Genomic DNA, 23,334 nt, shown 5'->3' with positions numbered 1-23,334 from the left:
CAATAAGAAGCGGATGATGACACTAAACGTGGTCATGGGCTGAAGGCAAAAAATATCGCGCTCGCGACCTACGGTCGCTTATAAAACAAGAACCCCACGGAAAATGTGGGGTTCGTCAGCAATCTGAAAGGCGGCGTTCCCGCCGCCTTTCTTTTTAGGCATTACGCGGCGGGAGAACGCTCTTCGCTTGTCGGCTTTTCGCTGTCGGCCAGCGCCAGCGCCGGCGAACTGGCGCTCTCGATGGTCAATCTGACTTCCGGGGTGATTAAGTCGCCCAGGATATTGTAGATCTCCAGAATATCCCGCTGAGCCGCCTCGCTGCTATCCGTGATGTAGCCTTCGCTGCGCAGGGTGGCGACCAGGGTGGAAAACACCGCTTTGTCGAAGAACTCAGGCGCGTTGATGCCGTGCAGAACCGACAGCCGCTGCGCCATATTGCGGCTCTCTTTTTCCAGCGCTCCGCGATTGATGCCCGGATTGGCTCCCAGCAATGACAGCGTAATGGCATAGCGCTGCAAGGTTTCGCGCACCCCGGCCGCTAACAGCTGTAGCGTACGGATGCGCGCCGGGTTGATAAGCAGCTCATCCTCTTTGGCGCTCAGCAGCTGTTGCCGCGTCAGTTCCGCCGTCAGTGCGGACAACACTTCCGGCAGCGCTTCCTGGCTGTAATGCAGGAACAGCTCCGCCTGAAGCAGAGGATAAATCAGCGTAATCTGGCGGATCAGTTCGCTCGGGGTAATGCGGCGATGGTGGATCGCCATACTGGCGATAAGCGAAGGCAGGATCAGCAGGTGCTGAATATTATTGCGGTAATAGGTCATCAGCACCGCCTGTTCCCGCGGCAGAATAATGATGTCGCCGATATTGTCTTTCTCGACTTCAAATTTATCCATGCTCAACGCGTGTTCCAGCAAGGCATCCGGCGTCTTTTTAGGTACGGTGATGTCTTTATGGTAAGGAACGTTGCGCAGCAGTTGCAGATAGCAGTCCAGCTGTTCGTGCATTTGCTCGCGGGTAAGGGAGCGCTGGCGAGACGCCAGTAGCGCCGTTGAACAGAGGTTCATGGCGTTGGCGGCGGCGGCGTTGTTGATGCGCACCATGATATCCATCGCGATATCCTGCACCGTCGGCGATAGCCAGCTTGGGCGCTGCGCTTCAATCGGGTCGATGGCATCGCGCCACTGCGGCACGTGCTGGTTCAGATAGGCGGTCAGCGGCAGCGGATCGCCGAAGTTCACATAGCCCTGTCCGAGGTTACGCAGCTTACGCAGGCCGCGCACCATCTGGATAAAGCCTTCCTTCTCTTTCGTCGCGCCGCGCAGCTCCTTCGCATAGGTGCCGACTTCCATAACATGCTCATAGCCCACATAAATGGGCACCAGCGTAATGGGGCGCGTACCGCCGCGCAGCATGGCCTGGATGGTCATGGCCAGCGTACCGGTTTTCGGTTCCAGCAGCCGTCCGGTGCGCGAGCGTCCGCCTTCGACGAAATATTCGACGGAGTAGCCGCGGGCAAATAGCTCGCCCAGATATTCGCGGAAAATGGTGGAGTACAGCTTATTGCCTTTGAACGTGCGGCGAATAAAGAAGGCCCCCAGCTTGCGGAAAATCGGACCGGCAGGCCAGAAATTGAGATTGATCCCCGCGGCGATGTGCGGCGGAACCAGCCCCTGATGATAGAGCACGTAGGAAAGCAGCAGATAGTCCATATGGCTGCGGTGGCAGGGCACATAAACGATTTCATGCCCGTCCTGCGCCAGCTGGCGCACGCGTTCGGCGTTATGGACGTTAATGCCCTGATAGAGGCGGTTCCAGGTCCAGCTTAATACGCGATCCGATAAGCGCACGGCTTCATAGGAAAAGTCGGCGGCGATCTCTTCCATCAGGGCAATGGCGTTTTGCTGCGCCCGCTCATGGGAGAGCTTCTTGCTGCGCGCCTCGTCGTCAATGGCTTTTTTGATCGCTTTGGAGTTAAGCAGTTTATTAAACAGCTCCTGACGCACCGGAAGGCGCGGACCCACCGCGGCCAGACGCTGGCGTGAGAAGTGCATGCGGGCGACGCGGGCGAGCTTGTGGGCGATGGTTTTATCCGTGCCGTGCTCGGTCGCCATATAGCGCAACGACACCGGACTGGAGAAACGGACAAAACTGTCCCGCCCCAGCCACAGTACGGCGAAGAATTTCTCAATGCCGTTAAGCAGCCGCAAATGCGGCGTCGCCGGACTCTGCCCTTCGCGGCCGGGAGAACGGCCGAACATCACCGATACCGGCACCATCTGTACGTCCAGTTCGGGATTGCCCTGGTGCAGGTCCAGATAGTCGTGAAACAGTTTTACCGATTTCTGTTTCGGAACGTAGTAGCGAAAAACCCGCGGTCCGTCATTAATGAAAACATGACTGGGCAGCCGCACGCCGCCGATATCCACCGGTTGTAGCGGATCCGGCAGACCTAACGCCTGACATTTTGCCCTTAGCGTCAGTAAATCCGCCTGCGAATTATAAGGCAATACATAGAGAACCGGGCGCGAGGGATCCAACCCCAATTCAGCCACGGGATCTGTGGGTATGACCTTACTTTTCACTAACAGTTTGAGTGGGAAATTCAGTAAGTTATAGTAAATTTTACGCCAACCTGACATAACAACTTGAAGCCTCTTGTTAGCAATGCGTCGCAAGGATACCAGAAACTGCGCTGGAGATCTGTTGTGATGAGACAACGGCTGTGCGTTAAAATGCCACCGATTGTCGATAAATAATTGGAGAAAGAATGAATAAGGCAACGGGGATAACCCGGATAGTCAAGGCGACCGGCTATTCCCTGCAGGGATTGAAGCAGGCATGGCGACATGAGGCGGCGTTCCGTCAGGAAACCTGGCTGACGATTGTCGGGACGATCGTCGCCTGTCTGCTGCCGGTCACCCTGGTTGAAAAACTGCTGCTTATCGGCTCGGTGGTATTGATCGTGCTATTTGAGCTGGTCAACAGCGCGATTGAGGCGGTGGTCGATCGTATCGGCCTTGAGCACCACGAGCTATCCGGCCGGGCAAAGGACATGGGCTCGGCCGCGGTGCTGGTCGCCATTCTGCTGGCCGCGGTGGTGTGGGGCAGCATTCTGTTTGAGCATTATGTTTGATTGCGGTTTCATTGTAGCGATGGCGGGCGGCCTTTCCCGCCATGCAATGGATTCGTTATTCCCGCAGGCGAGCCGTCATAACCAATTCATGTCGATGAGCTGGCTCCACCACCAGATGCCAAGCGTCATCTGCACCAGATAGGTCAGCAGTGTGATGACCAGCCCGACAAGCCACCAGGATTTGACGTCGTTGTATCCCAGGCCGAAAATCACCGGGCCTGCCGCCCCGCCATAGTGGGTGACGCAGCCGCCGTAGGAGTTTGCGAATAGCAGCGCCAGTGCGGTGAGCATGATTGGCGCGCCGGAGACGTTCGCCAGCATGGCGAACACGGGGACCATGGCAACCACATAAGCACTGCCGGAAGCGAAGAAATAACGCACGATGATACTGAGGAAAATGATTACCAGTAGCGCGATATTGCCATGATCGCCAAAAGACAGGCTGTTTTGCAACACGGCGGCAAGCCAGGCGAAGAAGCCGGTTTTAGACAGTAAAGAACTGAGGCTGATAATGCCGCCAAACCAGATTAACGTATTCCAGCCGCCTTTGTTTTTGATGACGTCATCCCAGGTGACAATCCCCAGAAGCAGCATCAGCCCCATGACGATGATGGCGACCGTCGCGGCGCTCAGACCAAAATGCCCGCCAAAAATCCATCCCAGCAGCGCGAATACAAACAATGACAGCAACATTTTCTCGGATAGCTTCATCGGGCCGAGTTCCTGTAGCCCTGCTGCGGCAATGGGTTTGTTATCGATTTTTTTCAATTCAGGGGGATACATTTTATAGATAATGAAAGGGATCAGTAACAGCATGGTCATTCCCGGCACCAGCGATGCCAGTGCCCAGCCCCCCCAGCTCAGTTGGATATGCATAATATCCTGCACCAGCTGGAGGGCGAGAATATTGGCCGCCATGGCGGTAAAGAACAGGTAGCTGGTGGTCTTGGTCACCATATAGACATTCATCATCAGGTAGTGGCCGATACGGCGCGGCGATGTCTCCGGCTCCGATCCCAGAGCGACCGCAACGCTGTTGATGATTGGCAGGACAATACCTCCGGCGCGGGCGGTGTTTGACGGCGTGGCCGGTGACAGAATCAGATCGAGAAAAACGGTGACATAGCCCAATCCCAGTGAGGTATTACCTATTTTGCCAATCAATAGATAGGCGATACGCTTGCCCAACCCGGTGATGACAAAGGCGGCGCTGAGCGTGAAGGCCGAAAAAACCAGCCAGGTGGTGCCGGAAGCGTAGCCGCTCAGTACCGCTGACATTTTGACCGTATCGCCGCCCAGGTTATCGACCACCACCATGGACGCGGCGATGGCAATCAGCAGAATGACCGGTTCAGGAAAGGGTTTTAGCACCAGGCCGGCAATGGCTCCCAGGTAAATGCCGGCCAGAATCCAGGATAGCTCGGTGAGCCCTTCCGGATAGGGGAAACACAGTGTTATGAGCGGAAAAATGACTACGGCCGCTATTTTATACAACCGCTTTTTTGGCATATCCATAATAAAGTTCCTTTAGAGGAATAGGTTTGCTGGCGTGGTGAGTTGCGCCAGAAACCAGGTTGCGATCAGCAGGTCGGCGCTGCCGCCGGGACTGAGGTTGCGTTGGATGCATGCAATGTCGAATTGATGGATTTTCTTGAGATCGGAATGCTGGCGGATACCGCCTTGGGAGTGAATCGCGGCGGCCTGTTGCTGTATCCACCGCAGTGAGGATTGCCCGCCGCGTGAGGCGATATTGGTGTCGTCATTGTGGGCGATAAGCAATATCAGGGTATCGAGCAGCGCCAACTCGGGATCGGTTCCCTGTTGCAGACGGAGCCGGTAGTGGGGCAGCGCCAGTCGGATAATGAGCGGGTAGCCCGCTTCGGCCGCGCCGCGCGCGCCGGTTAACCTCAGTTGCCGGAACAGCCGTTCTCCTGCCGTTTGCGGTAAATTGCGGGTTTCCAGCTCACGCGCCACCAACCCCGAACAAAATGAGGCGACGGTCCGGCATAGCCGCTCCGGCGTTATCGGCTGTTGCTGATGTAATAGCCTCCCCAGCGCCGTAAACAGCAGGCCGAGTATGAAAACAGTGCCTTTGTGAGTATTTACCCCGGCGGTAGCGCGCAGCATCTGTACTTCGCAGGCCATTCCCAGAGGACGAATACCGGATAGAACATGCGTTGGCGGAAGTGAAGCGCTGCAGAAACCGAATTCCAGAAAATAGGGGAGCCACTGGCGAATCGCGAACGCGCTGCGATGAAAATCGAGCAGCGACATATCCTTGTGAGCCCCGCAGTTGTGGCGATCGACCAGTCCGGGTTTGGGCGTCAGGTTTACTTCCGTCAGCATCGCGCGCCAAGCGAGAACGCTGTAAGGTTCCACCCGCAGTATCGAGGCGATATCAGCGGTACTGGATGTCATGGGCGGCATAGGGCAATGGCTCCATTCGGGTGATGAGTTCGGGAAGGGATTGCGCCTGTTCACGTGCGCAACGCCTGGCGGGCCTGCCTGAATTCACGGCTGGGTAGCAGCCCCGTCACGGAAACGATAGGGTTGGCGGCCAAATGGGGGGCGATTGGCGTCATCGTTTATTCCCTTACCTGATGAACCACATCGATCGCTGAGCCATCGCGATAGCGCACAACGGCGATAATCTTGTCGGTAAAGTCGATCGGTTGAGGTTGACCGGTCAGCAGGCGGGCGCGCTGATGCAGCCAGTCGATGGAGACGACGTTTAACCCAGCCTGGATGAGTCGCTCGGCAAGTTCCGGACGCGCCGGATTGACGGCGATACCATGATCGGTAACCAGGATATCGATACTGGATCCCGGCGTGACGCAGGTGAGAACCTGATTAACCAGCGTAGGGATACGGCCGCGTACCAGCGGTGCGACAATGATCGATAAGGCTGCGGCGACCGCGGTATCGCAATGACCGCCGGATGCGCCGCGCAGTACGCCGTCAGAGCCGGTCAATACGTTGACGTTAAACTGGGTATCCACCTCCAGAGCGCTGAGCACCACAATATCGAGCCGATCCACAGCCGCGCCCTTGGAACCCCAGTTGGCGTACTGGTTGACGCTGATCTCGATATGATTGGGGTTATGCGCCAATGATTCGGCGGCAAAGCGATCAAAACTCTGCACATCAAGAAGTTTTTTAATCAATCCTTTCTCATGCAGATCAACGATTGTGGAGGTAATGCCGCCCAGCGCGAAACCGGCGTGAACATTGCGGCGACGCATTTTATCTTCCAGAAAACGGGTAACGGCCAGTGACGCGCCGCCGGTACCGGTTTGTAGTGAAAATCCGGCGTTGAAATAGCCCGAGTTGACGATCACGTCGGCCGCCGAGCGAGCAATGAGTAGCTCGCGGGGATTGGAGGTCATTCTGGTTGCATCCGCGCCGATCTTGTCGGGATCCCCGACCTGGTCGATTTGTACGATCAGATCAACCTGATCCTGCATAATGCTCGCCGGGTTATGGGGGTAGGGCAGAATCTGTTCGGTGAGCAGTATCACGCAGTCGGCGTTTTCCGCATCGGCCTGGGCATAACCGAGCGAGCCGCAGCAGGCTCTGCCCGTGTAGCCGTTGGCATTTCCCTCGCAGTCACAGGCGGGAACGCCAAGGAACGCGACGTCGATGTGCAATTCGCCGCTATTGATTAAATGCACCCGCCCGCCGTGGGAATGAATCTGCACCGGTTCGGCCAGCAGCCCGCGGGAGATCTGCTCCGCCAGCGCCCCACGCAGGCCGGAGGTATAGATTTTGCTCACTACGCCGTTGCGGATATGTTCAATTAACGGCGCATGGCAATCATTCAGCGAACTGGAGGCCAGCGTGAGGTTTTTGAACCCCATTTGCGCGAGGCCGGACATCACCTGATTGAGTGTCAGATCACCGCCGCGAAACGCGTGATGAAATGAGACGGTCATACCATCACGTAAGCCGGAACGCCGAATGGCGTCATCCAATTGGTCGCACAATTTTCTATCATGGCGCCTTTGCGCCCGATATGCGTTTTTGTCATCCTCCTGAAAGGTTTTCAGTGGTTGGTCGGATTGAGAGCCAAAGGCGACAACATGCTGTTGCCGCAGGGAATTCTGTTGCTGAGTCATCATTGTTTTACCTTATTCTTCCTGGATGCCGGAGAGTGCGGCGCGTGAAAGGACCAGACGGGCGCGTTCGATGACCGGGCTGTCTACCATTTTCCCGTCCAGCGACACGACGCCGCGCCCTTCGCGTGCCGAGGCTTCAGCGGCTGTAATGACGCGTTGCGCGTGTTCGACCTCTTTCCGGGTTGGTGAATAGAGGTTATGCAGTAGCTCTATCTGGCGCGGATTGATCAGCGATTTACCGTCAAAACCGAGTTGCTTAATCAACGCGGCTTCCTGAAGAAAACCCTCATCGTTATTGGCATCGGAATACACGGTGTCAAAAGCCTGGATCCCCGCGGCGCGGGCGGCCTGAAGAATGGAACAGCGGGCGAACAGCAACTCCATGCCTTGTGGGGAACGTTCGGTTCGTAAGTTACGGACATAATCTTCGGCCCCGAGAGCGATACCGATCAGCCGGGGCGAGGACAGCGCAATGGCGGCGCAGTGGGTGATGCCTTCGGCCGATTCGATGGCGGCGAGCAGGCCTGTATCGCCGGCTTCACGGCCGCATGCTTTTTCAATCCGCGTGATTTCATGTTCAATATCCCAAACGTCCTGTTCAGTATCGGTTTTTGGCAGGCGGATAATATCGGCGCCGCCTCGTACTACGGCTTCCAGATCGTCCAGACCGTAGGCGGAATTCAGGGGATTCACCCGTACGATGGTTTCTACTTCCTGATACAACGGGTGCTGTAACGCGTGATAAATTAAACGACGGGCCGCGTCTTTTTCACGAAGAACGACGGAATCCTCCAGGTCGAACATCAGCGAATCGGCACGGTAGATAAACGCATTGCTGACCATTGCGGCATTGGCTCCGGGAACAAAAAGCATGCTGCGACGGATCCGATTTTTTCTTTCAGGCGTCATCTCTGTTCTCCCAGGGTAAATGTGAAAGGCCGCTTGCCCGTAGTAACAGCGTTTCCATACGTGCTCGCAGAATGCAGTCCAGCGCGCCTTTGTCATCCACGACGATCTGAACGTTGCTGATGTTGTGCTGAGAGAACACGTCCAGCACGGTGGTGCGAATGGCGTCGCCAAACTGTTTTTCAACGCTGCTGCTGATTTGCAGATCGACGCCTGGCGTTTCAGATGGGGCGATATGTATCATCACGTCGCTCGATTCGAGAGTGCCGGCGACGGCTGCGCGGGTAATTTTCATTTTTCACCTGATTCCAATACGGTTTTTTTTGAGGAGGACGCGGCGGCGGCGTTGGCTGCGAGCATGCGTTGCAAATAGTCGCGGGTCGCACGAGGCACTAACGGCGCGATCGCTTTGATATCTTTTTTCACCAATAGCTTGCGAACGCCGGATGCGGAAATCGGGGTTCCGTGGTAGCACAATCGTTCGATTTCCATCACTACAATGGGTGGGGAAGGCAGTGAGGTCGTGGCCAGCCAGTAACGCATATCCTGGTTATACTTGGCCGTCACATGGCAAAATGGTTCGCTGCCGACAAACCGGTGGGTGATGCCTAATGCGGGGGCCAGGTATTGGCGAAAAATTTTGAGGTCAATTTCGGTGTGGCAATGGTCGGCGACACCTTTGTCTTTAATGAAATAACAAGGGAATGTGGCCCGCGAAATCAGATAGTCGGATCCCGGATGTACGGTCAGATTCGCGATATCGGCAGTGCTGCGTCGTACCAGTTGCAGACGATCTTCATAAGGGAAACGTGAAGTATTTTCTTTCACCAAAAAGATATGCAGCCAGTCACATTGTTTTACGGCTTGCTGAACAAGATAAAGGTGCCCGTTGGTAAATGGATTGGCGTTCATAATAATGCTGCCGATTCGTTTACCAGGCCGGCGCAGTGCGGTCAGTGATGCGGCGTAACGTTTTAGGCCATTAGCGCTATTTTCCATCAGTACTACGGTGTCTGGAACATCAACAATGGTATGAAAACCGCAATGTTTAAATAGTGATTCATTTTGTGGTTTTGTATATATGAATAAATGACGGTGATGACGCTCATAGGCCAGGTTAATTAATTCGGTTGCCAGTTTGAGCGCCAGTCCTTCGCCACGTACTGATTTACTGATTGCCACGCATTTGATGATATTGTCGGAGATTCCACCACAGGCAATTAACGTCTCATTCCGGGTCACGGTAATGAAATCGTCAATGGTTATGTCCATATGCAGATCATTCTGGCGCAGGAATTTGATAATCTCCGCGATTTTCCTGCTTTCGGATATTTTTACCCGTGAAAAGAATATGTTGTTATCCATTGGTCAACACCTTTCTATAGCATTGCCGCGATGGGTTATGCTATCTCATTGAAATAGAGACATCGGATATATATGAAAATAAAATCGCTTCTGGTGCCCGTCCGTTATTTATGGACTTATCCTAAATAGAATAGGTAAGTATTATCTTGACATGATTCACAAAAATAACTTGAATTTAAATAGGTTAAATTTTTTTTATTTGGTTTATTGCTATTTATTTCCTTAATCTATTTATATTTTCGTAAATATTATTTGTTTAATTCGTTTAAGTGATAGTATGTGTATGATGTTATTTATGAGCCGGAGTATGTTGAAAAAACAATTTCGTTACATTATTAACAAAATAAACATGACGAAATAAATTTAATAAAAATATGGGATTAAGGGGAGTCATGAGTACAAAATCTACTATCCTTCAGTTCCAGTTTATTGACGGTATCGCTTTTCCTCTGCGCATTTTTATATTATTGCTGATGGTTTCCCTTTCGTTGGTCGTCAGCCTCGATCTATTTCTGTCAAAAAATTTTGAGCGCTATCTGGCGCAGCAGGTCGGTGATATGGCTATGAATCAGGCCAAGATCATTGCTTCGATGGACGAAGTCATACTGGCGGTTGAGCAACGCGATATCCAACGGCTGGAAGCGATAGCCAGGAAGTTCAGCTCCAACTCCAACTCCGATTATGTGGTTATCGGCGATCGATATTCCATCCGCCTTTACCATCCCAATCCGCAAAAGCTCGGGGCGCCGATGCAATGGACCAAACCTGGCGCGCTGGAGCGGGGTGAAAGCTATTTCATTACCGGAAAAGGTTCGATGGGATTGGCGATGCGTGCCAAGACCCCCATTTTTAACGCCGAGGATGAAGTGATCGGGGTGGTCTCCATCGGTTATCTGCTCAGTAAGATCGATCACTGGCAGAGAACCTTTCTGTTGCCGATGGGGATCGCTTTTGTGGTTGTCCTTCTGATATTACTGCTTCTTTCCTGGCAGTTCGCCAGACATATACGACACCAAATGATGGGAATGGAACCGAAGCAGATCGTTCGCGTTATCCGTCAGCAAGAAGCGCTGTTCAGTGCGATGATCGAAGGCATGATCGCCGTTGATCCGGATGGACTGATTACGGCAATCAATCGCAATGCGCGCAAAATGCTGGGGCTGAATTCACCGGGGCGTCAATGGTTGGGTAAGCCCATCGGCCAGGTGGTGATGCCGGCCGATTTTTTTACGCGCCATCTGGAGGAGAATCGCCAGGACGTAATATGCACCTTTAATGGACTGAATGTTATTGCCAATCGGGCGGCGATCCGTTCGGGGGAGGAGTTACTGGGCGCCATTGTCAGCTTTCGAGCCAAAGACGAGATTGCCACGTTGAATGCCCAGCTGAGCCAGATTAAGCAATACGCCGAGAATTTACGTACCGTTCGCCATGAACATCTCAACTGGATGTCCACGCTGAGCGGTCTGTTGCAAATGAAAGAATATGATCGGGCTTTGTTGATGGTAAACAGCGCTTCGCAGGCACAGCAGACTCTGGTGGATAGCTTGCGCAGCGCCATTGACGATCGTCAGGTCGCGGGTTTGCTGTTTGGTAAAATCCTACGGGCCAGACAGTTGGGACTGATTCTGACGTTGGTTCCCGGCAGCCGGTTACGCCAACTCCCCCAGGGCATGGATAGCACCGAATTCTCCGCCGTATTGGGCAATCTGCTGGATAACGCTTTTGAAGCCAGTCTGAAAAATCCGCAAGGTAATCATACGATTGAACTGTTCTTTTCTGATGAAGGGCAGGATGTCGTCATCGAAGTTGCCGATCAGGGATGCGGCGTTCCCGACTCACTCAGAGAAAAAATCTTTAAACAAGGGGTGAGTACTAAAACCGAAGAGGCTGGCGAACACGGCATTGGGCTTTACCTGGTTGCCAGCTACGTCGGCCGTAGCGGCGGAGTCATTACTTTAGAAAACAATACGCCCTGCGGCACGCTCTTTTCCATATTTATTCCGAAAACGAAGGGATACCCATGACGAAGATAAATATATTAATCGTGGAGGATGAAACGCCATTGGCGGAAATGCACGTGGAGTTTATCCGACAGCATCGTGAATGCGGGCAAATATGGCTGGCGGGTAATTTGAGCCAGGCCCGGACGATGGTGGACCGTTTTAACCCCGATTTGATACTTCTGGACAATTTTCTACCCGATGGACAAGGCCTAAGCCTGTTGCATGAACTGACCCTGAATCACTTTGCGGGCGGTGTTGTGCTTATCACGGCGGACAGTGATATGGATACGGTGGCCGACGCTATTCGCTGTGGGGTGTTTGACTATCTCATCAAACCTATTGCCTATGAGCGTCTGAGTCAGACTCTGGAGCGTTTTTGGCATCGGCTGGATATGTTTAACCAGCATAATGGCATTAGCCAGAGCCAAATCGATGATATGTACAATGCTTATGCCCGGGGGAAGCCAAAAGAAAAATTACCTGCCAACATTGATGAACTGACGCTGAATAAAGTGCAATCGTTGTTTCATGGTGAGCAAACTCGCCATACGGCGGAAACCGTTGCGTTGCAGCTTGGATTGAGCCGGACCACCGCGCGGCGTTATCTGGAGTATTGTGCCGCCAGGCAGATGATTGAAGCTGAAATTGTTTACGGTAAGGTGGGGCGTCCGCAGCGGATTTACCGATTAATCCGCTCTGAGGATTGAAAAACGGGATGAAAAATCGGCAAAGCGACCGATTTAACGTACGGGACGGCATGAAGTTACTGATTTACCGGTTCCCAATTATTCCTTACCTGTATATACTCACAGCAAAACTGTATAAACAACCAGGGGGCGGAATGAAAGCATTAACAGCCAGACAGCAGCAGGTTTATGACCTGATCCGCGATCATCTTGCGCATACCGGTATGCCGCCGACGCGTGCGGAAATTGCCCAGCAGCTGGGATTTCGGTCGCCAAATGCCGCCGAGGAGCATTTAAAGGCATTGGCGCGCAAAGGCGTCATTGAAATCGTATCCGGCGCGTCGCGCGGTATTCGCCTGCTGATGGAAGAAGAGACCGGCATTCCGCTGATTGGCCGCGTCGCGGCGGGTGAGCCGCTGCTGGCTCAGCAGCATATCGAGTGCCACTATCAGGTCGACCCGTCCATGTTCAAACCAAGCGCCCACTTCCTGCTGCGCGTGAGCGGAATGTCGATGAAAGATATCGGTATTATGGATGGTGATTTGCTGGCGGTGCATAAAACGCAGGACGTCCGTAACGGGCAGGTGGTTGTGGCACGGATTGAAGATGAAGTCACGGTCAAGCGATTGAAAAAACAAGGTAATACCGTACATCTTCTGGCTGAAAACGAAGAGTTTTCCCCTATTGTCGTCGATCTGCGGCAGCAGAATTTCTCTATTGAAGGGCTGGCGGTCGGCGTTATTCGCAACGGCGACTGGAGCTGATTTTACGTCTTTGACACAGGCGATAGTCCCTGGCGTTTCTTATCGATTATCGCTCCGCTTGCGGGGCGATATGGCTGGGTTGGAAACGGGACGAAACGTGCGGTGGTGATAAAAACGATCGATTTCGGTCCGCCGGATCCAGTATCGTATCACAGGGAATAAACCTTATAATCACACCTGCGCCAAGTGGAAAACCAGCTTATGTCAAAACGCTATATCATTACCGTAAAAGATACGGAACAACCTGATAATGAAGTCTCATTTCCGTTCACCTCCCATGACGATCTAACCAAAATCCTTTCCTTATGCGACGGCAAAACAGCGCTGCCTGAAGAGCAGCTGTATCCATTTTTAGTCGGCATGAAACTGTTTGGCGAGGTAGTCACGCTTAACAGGAAAGAAGAGATGTTTCAAAAAATCCACCCGGCCCTAAAAGAGTTTATCGGCGATTTTAAGAAAAGCATCAAAAACAGCCAGTGAATAAGCAAGGGCGCGGTGAATGACGGACGGGACCGATCGGCCCTTGCAACCCTTTGCCGGAACTAGCGTTTCTTGATGGGAATGCTGTGGTCGTGATCGCAATGCTCCGTTTGTTTACAGGCCGCAACTTCCTGGCAGCCTTCACAAAGTCCGTGCGCCTCAATCACGCTGTGGCGCAGGGTAAAGCCCGCCTGCTGCGCCAGACCGCGCAGTATTTCCTCCACCCCTTCCGTCTGACGCTCGGTAACCTGAGCGCAGCGGTCGCAGATAAACAGCGCCGAGGTGTGGCTATGATCTTCGATATGGTGGCAAAGCACATAGCTGTTGTTTGACTCCACCCGATGAATAAATCCCTGCTCCAGCAGAAAATCCAACGCGCGGTAAACCGTCGGGGGTTTGGCCTGCGGCTCGGATAGGCGCAGCAGATCGAGCAGATCGTATGCGCTGATCGCAGCGGACTGCTGCGCCATCAGGCGTAACACTTCCAGCCGCTGCGGCGTCAAACGTACGCCGCGGTGCTGACAAATCTGTTCAGCCTGGGCAAGTAGTTTGTCCTGATTGGTTGAATCCATTGCCATATCACCCTGACGCATAAAGGAACCAGGCCGATATCTTACCACGGCTGCAAGAAAAGGCAGAACCAGTGACGTTCACCGGCCGCTAAAGATGGAGAGCGAAAACTTAAACCACCAGATCGATCAGCAAAGCGCGCAGCGGCGTCTCGGCCTGAATGGTCAACCCGCTTTCCTGGCGGATAAACGCGCCATCGCCGCAGCCCAGCCTGTCGCCGTCATGCCTGTTGCCGCTCACCGCCGCCGAGCCGTGCAGCAACTGGAGATAAGCCTGATTGCCGTTCAGTTTAATGCTCTGCCGCTCATTTTCCTGTAGTTCCAGGTGATGGACCCACACCTGCTGGCGCAGTTGCAGGCTGTTTTGCTCCCCCTCCGGCGAGGCCAGTAAACTTAGGGCGGTTTTATTCAGCCTCAACCGCTGCAGCGGGCAGTTTTCCCGCGTCGGGCAGGCGTCCAGCCACAGCTGCATACGCGTCAGCGGTTGGTTCGCGCTGGTATTATGTTCGCTGTAGCTGACGTTGGGCTGCGTCGCCAGCAGCAGCACGTCGCCCGTTTGGGCCTGGATATGGTGACCCTGGCTGTCGCGGTACTCCGCCTCGCCCTGAAGAATGATATTGAGGATATCGACGCGCGGGTAAGTGCGCGGTTGGAACGACGCGCCCGGCGCCAGCACTTCCTGATTCAGCACCCGCAGCGAGGCGTAGCCCAGCAGTTGCGGGTCGAAGTAATGGCCGAAAGAGAATGTATAGCGCGCCTGCAACCAGCCATAGTCAGCTTGACCGCATTGCTCTGCCGATCTTTTTATGATCATGGTAGTAAGCCCGGATAATTATTTCTTAAACAGATAGTAATTGTGTGGACGCTCGATTGTTAGCTAGTTAATCTGGTGGGTATATTCAAAATTACTGAATGAGTGTCTACATGTCTAAAGAACGAGCATTGACGCTGGAATCCTTAAGAGTCATGGATGCGATTGACCGGCGGGGAAGTTTTGCCGCGGCGGCGGATGAGTTGGGACGCGTACCTTCGGCCCTGAGCTATACCATGCAAAAGCTGGAAGAAGAGTTGGATGTGGTGTTATTCGATCGATCGGGACATCGCACCAAATTCACCAATGTCGGGCGTATGCTGCTGGAGCGCGGGCGCATCCTGCTGGAAGCCGCCGATAAGCTTACCACCGATGCCGAAGCGCTGGCCCGCGGCTGGGAAACCCATCTGACCATCGTCGTCGAGGCGCTGATCCCGACCGCAAAGCTCTTTCCGCTGCTGGATAAATTGTCGCAGAAGGCCAACACCCAGGTTTCACTTTTGACGGAGGTATTGGCCGGCGCCTGGGAGCGCCTGGAGCAGGGGCGGGCGGATATCGTCATTGCGCCGGATATGCATTTCCGCGCCTCTTCCGAAGTGAACAGCCGCAAGCTGTATACGATGAAGAACGTTTATGTCGCCAGCCCCGACCATCCGATACATCAGGAGCCGGAGCCGCTTTCCGAGGTGACCCGGGTGAAATACCGTGGGATCGCCGTGGCGGACACCGCCCGCGAGCGCCCGGTATTAACCGTGCAACTGCTGGACAAGCAGCAGCGTCTGACCCTCAGCTCCCTTGATGATAAACGCCGCGCCTTGCTGGCCGGGCTGGGGGTGGCGACCATGCCTTATCCGATGGTGGCGCAGGATATCGCCGAAGGCCGCCTGCGCGTCGTCAGCCCTGAGTATTCGCTGGAAAGCCAGATCATCATGGCCTGGCGGCGCGACAGTATGGGCGAGGCGAAGTCCTGGTTTTTACGCGAAATCCCCAAGCTGCTGCATCAGGCCTGAGTTTTCCCGCGCTTGATGCAGAAAAGGCGCGATAGCTCACGCCTCAATCCATTGATAAAGCTCGTTATTAGGGAGAGCGTGGCGAGGGGCCCGGGTTACAGGCGACTTTCCCAGCCGGTTACTCGCTTATTGCCGGGGAAAACCGCCTGTCCCGCCCGTGGGGGCTATCCAGATCCTGAGCCGGCCCGACGGATATCACGCCGTGCGGATTGATGGTGCGGTGGCTGCGATAGTAGTGGTGGCGAATATGCGCCAGATTGACGGTATCCGCCACGCCGGGCAGCTGGTAGATATCGCGCAAAAAACCGTACAGCTGCGGATAATCGCTTAAGCGGTATTTATCGCACTTGAAATGGGTGTGATAAACCGGGTCAAAGCGTATCAGCGTCGTCCACAGGCGCAAGTCCGCTTCGGTCAGGCTATCGCCGGTCAGGTAACGCTGGCGTCCTAGAATCGACTCCAGCCGGGATAGCGCGGCGAACAGGCCGCTGACGGCTTCGTCATAGGCCGGCTGGCTGGTGGCGAAACCGGCTTTATACACGCCGTTGTTGACCCGATCGTAGATCCAGCCGTTCAGTTCATCAATCTGGGCGCGCAGCGCCGGCGGATAGTAATCTCCCGGTTTGGCTCCGATATTGTCAAAGGCGCTATTGAACATGCGGATGATATCGGCCGACTCGTTGCTGACTATCGTATGCCGTTCGGTGTCCCACAGTACCGGAACGGTAACGCGTCCGCTGTAGCCGGGGTCGGCGTGCAGATACAGCTGGTAGAGAAACTCATGCTGATACAGCGCATCCCCGGTGGCGTCCTGGAAGTCGGTATCGAAGGTCCAGCCATGATCCAGCATTAACGGATGAACGACGGAAACGGCGATATGGGCTTCCAGTCCTTTCAATTGGCGCATTAACAGGGTGCGGTGCGCCCAGGGACAGGCAAGGGAAACATACAGATGATAGCGGCCGGACTCGGCCTGAAAGCCGCCGTCGCCGGTGATTCCCGGCTCGCCGTCCGCGGTGATCCAGTGTCGGAAATGCGACTCCGAACGTTTAAAGTGACCGCCGGTAGATTTGGTTTCGTACCAGGTATCGTGCCATACGCCGTCAACCAGTTGCCCCATAAATCCTCCCGTTGATAAACCATGCGCAACGGCGACGGTTGCCGTCGCCGTGCATTTTAATAAACCAAGTGTAGTACAGGGGAGAAAACTCCCGGTGTTACCACTTTTTATTCAGGATGCGGTCAATGCTGTAGGCGCCGGGACCGGTAACGGCCAGCAACAGTAACCCGCCGGCGATGGTCAGATTTTTCAGGAACATGATCTGGTTAACGCCTTCGGCGAAATTGGTGTGGAAAAGCAGCGCCGTCAGCAGCGTAAAACCGGCGGTGAACAGCGCAACGGTACGGGTCAGCAGACCAAACAGGATTGCCAGACCGCCGCCCAGTTCCAGCAAAATCGTCAGCGGCAGCAGGAAGGTCGGAACCCCCATGGCCTGCATATACTGTTGCGTGCCGGCATAGGCATCGCCCAGCTTTCCGTAACCCGCCACGATAAATAGAATCGGTATTAAAATACGCGCAACCAACAGGGCAGTACTTTCTAAATTTTTCATCATCTCTCCAATATTTTTTTCACAGACATTAATGACCTGACGTGGGTTAGATGCAGGGATTTATTGAAAATATCCCCTGCTATCAGCTTATGGAGCAGATAGTATAGAGAGATGGAATCGGGCGCCAGCGAGTAAAATTGTTGGTTTTCTTCAGAAAAATTGATGTTGCGACCATGGCAATCGGCATAGCGTAAACGCCAGACGATAAAAGGCGAATATCTGGCGATGAGGGGATAGGGAAAGTTAGCGCAGGGAAAAGGTTTTGCGGAAAAGCCTGACGGTACCCCACAGCCCGACTGCGCGGCGCGCCCAGCGGATCATGCGGCTAGGGTGGCGAACGCCATAAAGAGCGATAAGGCCGGAGCCGAAAACCCAGTATTTCCGCCATTGCAGCAGGTTGTGCCAGTAGCGGTCATAGGGAGCGGTTGATTCCAGCCAGCATTTTTTAGCCGCCGATAAATCCAGCCTTTGCTGCTGGATTTTACGTAAAAGCCGGGTTTTTTCTTCGTCGCGTGGCTGATGACTCATTTTGATTCATCCTCCAGCAGCTCCCGATCGGTTGCCAGCTCTTTGCGGGTAGCCTTGAGCAGGGTGGATCTCCGCACCTTCAGCAGCGTCCAGATGCCGCCAATGACGGCCAGTCCAAGCAGGGTCGCGGTAATGCATCCCAGCGCAAACAGGCGATATTGGGGCTCTATTCCCCATATAATCAATGCAATCAGGCTCATTAGCCCAAATGTGGCGAAAAGCAGCGTCAATCCGGCCATTATCAGCAACTGAATCAGATTGGTTTTCTCTTCTTCGAGTTCGATAACGGCCAGGCGGACACGTGTTTCCACCATATTGACGATAATGGTGATGATGCGTTGAGCTGAAGCTATAGCCCCGCTGGCGGGGCCTTGTCGTTGTTTATCCGTCATAATGGTCAGGATAATTAACGGCGGGAAAGCAGGACACCAAGCACTACACCCACCGCGGCGCCGATGCCAACGCCGGTCCACGGATTTTCACGCACATAGTCGTCGGCATATCCCACCGCTTCGCGGGTCTGGGAGGCGATTTTCTCACCGGTATCGCTCAGACGGGAACGGGTTTCTTTCAGCGCCGTTTCTGCTTTGCTGCGCAGTTTGTCCAGTTCTGCTTTGGATTTGTCGCTGGAGGTGCTCAATACTTCTTCCAGCGTATCTGCCAGCGATTTTAATTCAGCGCGTAAATACTCGGAATTCTGATCTTTAGCCATATTGAATAACCCTTATTTGTCGTCATAAAGCAGGAGATTTAACTATAGCTTATGTTTCAATTTATGCTTGTTAAACTGCGCGCGGATAATTCTGATAACTTGTTGTAAGTTTTAGTAATTTGCATTCTGGTTATAAAATGAGCGATGCGGGCGGCGGTAAAACGACCTATACCGGCCGCCGTTCGGGCTATTTATCTTTTTCCGCCGCCTGCAATTCCTGCTGCGCTTCAGCCAGTTTTTGCTCGCGTTTAAGGATTTTTTGCGGATCGCCGTCGCGTTTGCTTTCGTTCAGATCCCGTTGGCGTTCAGCCACTTCCGCACGTTTTTCCGCAATTTTGTTCTGGTGTTCGGCGGCCAGCTTTTCATCGGTACAGTGTGATTTCACCCCGTCCAGCGCGCGTTGCAATCCGGCGATGCGCTGCTGATTGCCGTGGTTGCGGGCGTGGTCGATCTGGCGCTGAATTTCCTGCTGTTTTTGTAAACAGCCGCCCTGGCTATCGGCGGCCTGAGCCGTGGCGCCGGCCGTGAATGCCACTAGGGCGGCCATCATAATATGATGTAGTTTCAATTTCTTATCCCAGTTTAGATTGTTTTTGCGTCAGCTTTTGCTGCCAGTAGGGCGCGGGTTTGGCGGCCTGCTGCGTAGTGATGTTCGCTTTGGGCAAGGAGACGCGCAGTACGTTTCTGGCTTCAACGCTCTGCTCGGGAGAAACCAGACGCACGATCAGGCTGTCCTGCGCGGGGGTGATGCTCTTTATGGCGATGCCGTGTTCGTTCAATCGCTGATAAATATAGAAGCCGTCAGGCAGCGCCGCGCCGTGATAAAGCGGTTTGATATGCAGCATCGCCTCACTCTGGGGGCGGCCCGGCGACAGCGTCAGCGCCAGGAGCGGCAGCGTCACCAGCAATAGTATGCGCCATATTTTTTTGCGGTAAAACCGGCGGATTGACACCGTTAATTTCCTTTTTCTGCGTTTGCGGTACGCTTTTTACGCCAGAGTACGAATAGTGATCCAAACAGGCCGATAAACAGCAGCGCCAGCGGCAGCATCATCAGGAAAAACATCAGTTCGTCTTCATATTTCAGAAATACGCGGGTCTTCCCCAATGCGAAACCGAGCGAAACCAGAATCAATACCCACAATAGCCCGCTCATCCAGTTAAAGAACTGAAAACGAGCGTTGTTTAAGCCTGACAGGCCGGCGATCGTTGGTAATAGTGTACGAACAAATGCCAGAAAGCGCCCGATTAATAGCGCGGAAAGTCCGTGTCGATGGAAAAGTTGGTGCGCGCGCTGGTGATAATGGGCGGGTAAATGCGACAGCCAGCTTTGCACTATTCGCGTATTGCCCAGCCATTTCCCCTGAATATAACTGACCCAGCATCCCAGGCTGGCCGCCGTTGTCAGCAGGACGATGGTAAAGGGGAAATTCATCGTGCCCTTGGCCACCAGCACGCCAACCAGAATAAGTAAACTGTCGCCGGGCAGGAAGGCGGCGGGCAGCAGGCCATTTTCCAGAAAAAGGATTAAGAACAGCAATAGGTAGATGGTCCACACCAGTTTGGGATCGGCTAAAACATCAAAATCCTGGTGCCAGAGTGCATTTAACAGTTCTTTAATAATATCCATCCGGTATTCCTAATACAGCTGCATTTCATTTAACCCATGGCGATATAAACGCTTCCGGTCATGATAAAAGGTGAATACGGTTCATCAGGCGGCCCATTCAGCGACGTTTCTTGGAAGATAATATCTGTGTGCGGCCATACCGATGATAATGCCGGCGTTCGGGGCTGATTATTGTTCTCCGATCGCGTTTCTGCCTACCTGACAGATAGTAGCCCAAAACCATTTGGTTATGGATTGTCTGTCACTGACGCGTTTTACGCCCAAAGCTGCGAATTATGTGTAAAAAAGCGCTCTAACTGTAACAAAACGGGCGGTATTGAGACAGAAAAATATCATAGCAAGCAGGTTGATTTAAGGCATGTTATGACGCCAATAGTGGTGTTTCCGCCATATTTTACACTCGCTGACAGAAATCGACGCTTTTTGACTCTTTGCCCCGGTTCAGGGACCGGGGACGACGTCGCGATAAAGCGTCATCAGGGCTTGCCGATATTTATCTGATCCAGGTGGACGACCGGGTTGTCCGCAAACATATAGCGGTCCACATTGAATTCAAAATCGTCGGTGGTGGCGCGGAACAGCATTTGTTTGGTGTTCTCCAGATGCTGCCACATGGCGAGCTTGGCCGCATAAGGATCTTTACGAATCAGCGCCTTCAGGATCTTGTCGTGGTCGTCGCACCAGCTTTCAATCGACCTGTCGTCAATATGTTCCTGCAGTTTACGCCAGTATGGGTTGTGAATGCGCTGGCTCCACATTTTTTCGACGATGGTCGCCATCGCCGAATTTTGGGTGGCCAGCGCCACCTGCACGTGGAATTGCAAATCCCAGTGTGAATCGCGGAAGCGGTCCTCCTGCCGGGCATGCTCCTGAATTTCCACCAATTGCACGATATCCTGCCGGGTAACCTGGGTAGCGGCGAATTCGGCGATATTGCTTTCAATCAGCTGACGGGCCTGCAGGAGTTCAAACGGACCGACGGTGGCGAATTCGACGTCATCGTTATGGATTACCAGATTTTTCCGCTGGTTGGAGACCACGTGAATACCGGAGCCTTTACGGACTTCAACGTATCCTTCCACCTCCAGCATAATGATCGCTTCGCGCACCACGGTGCGGCTGACGTTCATTTCTTCGGCGATATAACGTTCCGCCGGCAGCTTTTCGCCAACCGGATAAACGCCGCCTTCGATACGCTGCTTCAATTCCGCGGCAAGCTGCCGGTAGAGACGCCGGGGTTCTGTGAGTTCCATGATGCCTGCTCTTAGATAGATAACGGTCCATGTGCGATGTCAGGGCCTGGAGCCCTGTCTCGCTAATCTTCGGGAATGATCTGTTATACCACCTAATGGCGACCGCCACCAAGGTTTGAGTCACAGTTATACGCCGTAGCCGTCGCTGGTTTGCCGGCATAGCGTTGATATTATCCCGTTTGTGGGGTTTTTTGCGATCCTGGCCTCACTAATGGTGTGAGATATCGAACATAATTGGTGTGACATCTTTGAGCGATCACCCCATTTGCCGCACCAACCGCACGGTAAGGACGAAAAATATGTCTCAGTTTCTCAGTGAAGATTTCCTGTTGGATAGCCCGTTTGCCCGCCGGTTATATTACGACTATGCCGCCAGTCAGCCTATATTTGACTACCATTGCCATTTACCGCCGCAGCAGATAGCGGAAAATTATCGCTTTAAGAATCTGTATGACATCTGGTTGAAGGGCGATCACTATAAGTGGCGGGCGATGCGCGCCAACGGCGTTGCCGAGCGCTTTTGCACCGGGGACGCCAGCGATTGGGAAAAGTTTGCGGCCTGGGCGGCGACCGTTCCCCATACTATCGGCAACCCGCTGTATCACTGGACGCATCTGGAGCTGCGCCGTCCGTTCGGCATTACCGGCACGCTGTTGTCCCCCTCAACCGCCAAAGATATCTGGCAGCGCGGCAACGCCCTGTTGGAGCGTGACGACTTTACGGCGCGCGGCATTATGCGGCAAATGAACGTGAAAATGGTGGGCACCACCGACGATCCGCTGGACGACCTGCGCCACCATAAAGCCATCGCCCAGGACGACAGCTTTGCCATTAAAGTGCTGCCGAGCTGGCGCCCGGACAAAGCGTTCAATATCGAAGCGGAAGGCTTTGCTGATTATATGCTGCGCCTGGAAGCGGTATCCGATACGACCATTACCCGTTTCGGCGATTTGTGCGCCGCGCTGAAAAAACGCATGGACCACTTTGCCGCGCACGGTTGCAAGGTATCCGACCATGCGCTGGACGAGGTGGTATACGGCGAAGCGGATGAGGCGACGCTGGATGCGATCCTCTCCCGCCGCCTGAGCGGCGCGCAGCCGACGCCGCAAGAGGCGGCCCGGTTCAAAACCGCCGTGCTGCTGTTTCTGGGCGGTGAATACCACCGTCGCGAATGGGTGCAGCAGTACCATATCGGCGCATTGCGCAACAATAATAGCCGCCAGCTGCGGCTTCTCGGGCCGGATACCGGCTTTGACTCCATCAACGATCGGCCTCTGGCTCAGCCGCTTTCCCGCCTGCTGGACGCGCAGGCAAAAGACGATCGCCTGCCGAAAACCATCCTCTACTGCCTGAATCCGCGTGATAACGAAGCGATCGCCACCATGGCGGGCAACTTCCAGGGTGAGGGTATACCGGGCAAGATGCAGTTTGGTTCGGGCTGGTGGTTTAACGATCAGAAAGACGGTATGCAGCGTCAACTGACCCAACTGGCGCAGCTGGGGCTGTTGAGCCGCTTCGTCGGGATGCTGACGGACAGCCGTAGCTTCCTGTCTTACACCCGCCATGAGTATTTCCGGCGCATTCTGTGCCAGATGATCGGGCGCTGGGTGGAGGAGGGCGAAGCGCCCGCCGACCTGCCGCTGTTGGGCGAAATGGTGAAAAACATCTGTTTCGCCAACGCTGAAAAGTATTTCGCCATTGAACTGTAAACCCTGAGTGGGCGGCCTGTCGCCCAGCGGTGTGATTTCAGGCA

At 54.0% G+C, this 23,334-nt stretch carries 25 protein-coding genes; 7 read left to right on the top strand and 18 right to left on the bottom strand.

All coding sequences use genetic code 11. The annotated features are described in order from the left end of the window. Positions 1 to 161: 161 nt before the first annotated feature. On the bottom strand, positions 162 to 2,639 hold the full coding sequence (gene plsB / locus MFP24_RS13800; protein WP_249230853.1) for a glycerol-3-phosphate 1-O-acyltransferase PlsB: 2,478 nt from the start codon (positions 2,637 to 2,639) through the stop codon (positions 162 to 164). A gap of 128 nt (positions 2,640 to 2,767) precedes the next feature. On the opposite strand from plsB, the gene MFP24_RS13795 reads away from it, so the two are divergent. Continuing rightward, positions 2,768 to 3,133 (top strand): diacylglycerol kinase, encoded by a 366-nt coding sequence (locus tag MFP24_RS13795; RefSeq protein WP_249230852.1) that lies wholly within the window; start codon positions 2,768 to 2,770, stop codon positions 3,131 to 3,133. A 75-nt stretch (positions 3,134 to 3,208) separates the two neighbouring features. Here the strand turns inward: MFP24_RS13795 and MFP24_RS13790 are convergent, their stop codons facing one another. From MFP24_RS13790 to citC, 6 genes are all read right to left on the bottom strand, one after another. Continuing rightward, a complete protein-coding gene (locus tag MFP24_RS13790) occupies positions 3,209 to 4,642 on the bottom strand; it encodes an anion permease (RefSeq protein WP_249230879.1) in 1,434 nt (477 codons plus the stop codon). Between the two features lie 18 nt (positions 4,643 to 4,660). Next, positions 4,661 to 5,551 carry a triphosphoribosyl-dephospho-CoA synthase CitG gene (gene citG, locus MFP24_RS13785; protein ID WP_407062006.1) on the bottom strand — a complete coding sequence of 297 codons (891 nt, stop codon included), beginning with the start codon at positions 5,549 to 5,551 and terminating at the stop codon, positions 4,661 to 4,663. Positions 5,552 to 5,718: 167 nt separating this feature from the next. Next, positions 5,719 to 7,248, bottom strand: a complete 1,530-nt coding sequence (citF, locus tag MFP24_RS13780) for a citrate lyase subunit alpha (protein ID WP_249230878.1) — start codon at positions 7,246 to 7,248, stop codon at positions 5,719 to 5,721. Between the two features lie 12 nt (positions 7,249 to 7,260). Next, positions 7,261 to 8,157: an aldolase/citrate lyase family protein gene (locus MFP24_RS13775; protein WP_249230850.1), complete on the bottom strand. Its 897-nt coding sequence runs from the start codon at positions 8,155 to 8,157 to the stop codon at positions 7,261 to 7,263. Beyond that, the gene (gene citD / locus MFP24_RS13770) at positions 8,147 to 8,449 is read right to left on the bottom strand and encodes a citrate lyase acyl carrier protein (protein ID WP_249230849.1); all 303 of its coding nucleotides are present in this window, start codon (positions 8,447 to 8,449) and stop codon (positions 8,147 to 8,149) included. The genes MFP24_RS13775 and citD overlap by 11 nt, the downstream gene beginning before the upstream one ends. Beyond that, positions 8,446 to 9,519, bottom strand: a complete 1,074-nt coding sequence (gene citC / locus MFP24_RS13765; RefSeq protein WP_249230848.1) for a [citrate (pro-3S)-lyase] ligase — start codon at positions 9,517 to 9,519, stop codon at positions 8,446 to 8,448. Before citC ends, citD begins: the two co-directional genes overlap by 4 nt. A gap of 392 nt (positions 9,520 to 9,911) precedes the next feature. On the opposite strand from citC, the gene dpiB reads away from it, so the two are divergent. The 4 genes from dpiB (at position 9,912) to MFP24_RS13745 (ending at position 13,455) form a co-directional block, all read left to right on the top strand. Next, the gene (gene dpiB / locus MFP24_RS13760) at positions 9,912 to 11,546 is read left to right on the top strand and encodes a sensor histidine kinase DpiB (RefSeq protein WP_249230847.1); all 1,635 of its coding nucleotides are present in this window, start codon (positions 9,912 to 9,914) and stop codon (positions 11,544 to 11,546) included. Continuing rightward, on the top strand, positions 11,543 to 12,232 hold the full coding sequence (gene dpiA / locus MFP24_RS13755) for a two-component response regulator DpiA (RefSeq protein ID WP_249230846.1): 690 nt from the start codon (positions 11,543 to 11,545) through the stop codon (positions 12,230 to 12,232). The genes dpiB and dpiA overlap by 4 nt, the downstream gene beginning before the upstream one ends. A 134-nt stretch (positions 12,233 to 12,366) precedes the next feature. Beyond that, positions 12,367 to 12,975 (top strand): transcriptional repressor LexA, encoded by a 609-nt coding sequence (gene lexA, locus MFP24_RS13750; RefSeq protein ID WP_249230845.1) that lies wholly within the window; start codon positions 12,367 to 12,369, stop codon positions 12,973 to 12,975. A gap of 201 nt (positions 12,976 to 13,176) precedes the next feature. Then, positions 13,177 to 13,455, top strand: coding sequence for a DUF3861 family protein (locus MFP24_RS13745; RefSeq protein WP_249230844.1), 279 nt, complete (start codon positions 13,177 to 13,179; stop codon positions 13,453 to 13,455). Between the two features lie 62 nt (positions 13,456 to 13,517). On the opposite strand, the gene zur is transcribed toward MFP24_RS13745, so the two are convergent. Then, positions 13,518 to 14,027 (bottom strand): zinc uptake transcriptional repressor Zur, encoded by a 510-nt coding sequence (zur, locus tag MFP24_RS13740; RefSeq protein ID WP_249230843.1) that lies wholly within the window; start codon positions 14,025 to 14,027, stop codon positions 13,518 to 13,520. Between the two features lie 109 nt (positions 14,028 to 14,136). Continuing rightward, positions 14,137 to 14,838: a pirin family protein gene (locus MFP24_RS13735; protein WP_249230842.1), complete on the bottom strand. Its 702-nt coding sequence runs from the start codon at positions 14,836 to 14,838 to the stop codon at positions 14,137 to 14,139. Positions 14,839 to 14,948: 110 nt separating this feature from the next. Between MFP24_RS13735 and MFP24_RS13730 the strand changes: the two genes are divergently transcribed. Beyond that, positions 14,949 to 15,845 (top strand): LysR family transcriptional regulator, encoded by an 897-nt coding sequence (locus MFP24_RS13730; protein WP_249230841.1) that lies wholly within the window; start codon positions 14,949 to 14,951, stop codon positions 15,843 to 15,845. Positions 15,846 to 15,963: 118 nt separating this feature from the next. Here the strand turns inward: MFP24_RS13730 and MFP24_RS13725 are convergent, their stop codons facing one another. The 9 genes from MFP24_RS13725 to exuR all read right to left on the bottom strand — a co-directional run bounded on the left by MFP24_RS13725 (position 15,964) and on the right by exuR (position 21,581). Then, on the bottom strand, positions 15,964 to 16,965 hold the full coding sequence (locus MFP24_RS13725; RefSeq protein ID WP_249230840.1) for a glutathione S-transferase family protein: 1,002 nt from the start codon (positions 16,963 to 16,965) through the stop codon (positions 15,964 to 15,966). A 97-nt stretch (positions 16,966 to 17,062) separates the two neighbouring features. Continuing rightward, positions 17,063 to 17,458 carry a DoxX family protein gene (locus MFP24_RS13720; RefSeq protein WP_249230839.1) on the bottom strand — a complete coding sequence of 132 codons (396 nt, stop codon included), beginning with the start codon at positions 17,456 to 17,458 and terminating at the stop codon, positions 17,063 to 17,065. A 243-nt stretch (positions 17,459 to 17,701) separates the two neighbouring features. Continuing rightward, positions 17,702 to 17,986: a YqjK-like family protein gene (locus MFP24_RS13715; RefSeq protein WP_249230838.1), complete on the bottom strand. Its 285-nt coding sequence runs from the start codon at positions 17,984 to 17,986 to the stop codon at positions 17,702 to 17,704. Then, a complete protein-coding gene (locus MFP24_RS13710; RefSeq protein ID WP_249230837.1) occupies positions 17,983 to 18,378 on the bottom strand; it encodes a phage holin family protein in 396 nt (131 codons plus the stop codon). The genes MFP24_RS13715 and MFP24_RS13710 overlap by 4 nt, the downstream gene beginning before the upstream one ends. A gap of 14 nt (positions 18,379 to 18,392) precedes the next feature. Then, entirely contained in the window at positions 18,393 to 18,698 is a 306-nt protein-coding gene (locus tag MFP24_RS13705; protein ID WP_136165649.1) for an ElaB/YgaM/YqjD family protein, read from the bottom strand. A 187-nt stretch (positions 18,699 to 18,885) separates the two neighbouring features. Next, complete coding sequence (locus tag MFP24_RS13700; protein ID WP_249230836.1) at positions 18,886 to 19,266, bottom strand: DUF1090 domain-containing protein; 381 nt, start codon at positions 19,264 to 19,266, stop codon at positions 18,886 to 18,888. A gap of 4 nt (positions 19,267 to 19,270) precedes the next feature. Beyond that, entirely contained in the window at positions 19,271 to 19,651 is a 381-nt protein-coding gene (gene mzrA / locus MFP24_RS13695) for an EnvZ/OmpR regulon moderator MzrA (RefSeq protein WP_249230835.1), read from the bottom strand. Positions 19,652 to 19,653: 2 nt separating this feature from the next. Continuing rightward, positions 19,654 to 20,328 (bottom strand): DedA family protein, encoded by a 675-nt coding sequence (locus MFP24_RS13690; protein WP_009114505.1) that lies wholly within the window; start codon positions 20,326 to 20,328, stop codon positions 19,654 to 19,656. A 476-nt stretch (positions 20,329 to 20,804) separates the two neighbouring features. Continuing rightward, positions 20,805 to 21,581, bottom strand: a complete 777-nt coding sequence (gene exuR, locus MFP24_RS13685; protein WP_249230834.1) for a transcriptional regulator ExuR — start codon at positions 21,579 to 21,581, stop codon at positions 20,805 to 20,807. Positions 21,582 to 21,880: 299 nt separating this feature from the next. On the opposite strand from exuR, the gene uxaC reads away from it, so the two are divergent. Next, entirely contained in the window at positions 21,881 to 23,290 is a 1,410-nt protein-coding gene (uxaC, locus tag MFP24_RS13680) for a glucuronate isomerase (protein WP_249230833.1), read from the top strand. Positions 23,291 to 23,334: the final 44 nt, after the last annotated feature.

This window comes from Brenneria tiliae, from assembly GCF_023347575.1.
Taxonomy (GTDB): Bacteria; Pseudomonadota; Gammaproteobacteria; order Enterobacterales; family Enterobacteriaceae; genus Brenneria; species Brenneria corticis.
Note: the sequence above shows the minus strand (reverse complement) of the source record. Positions and strands in the feature narration are given on the sequence as shown.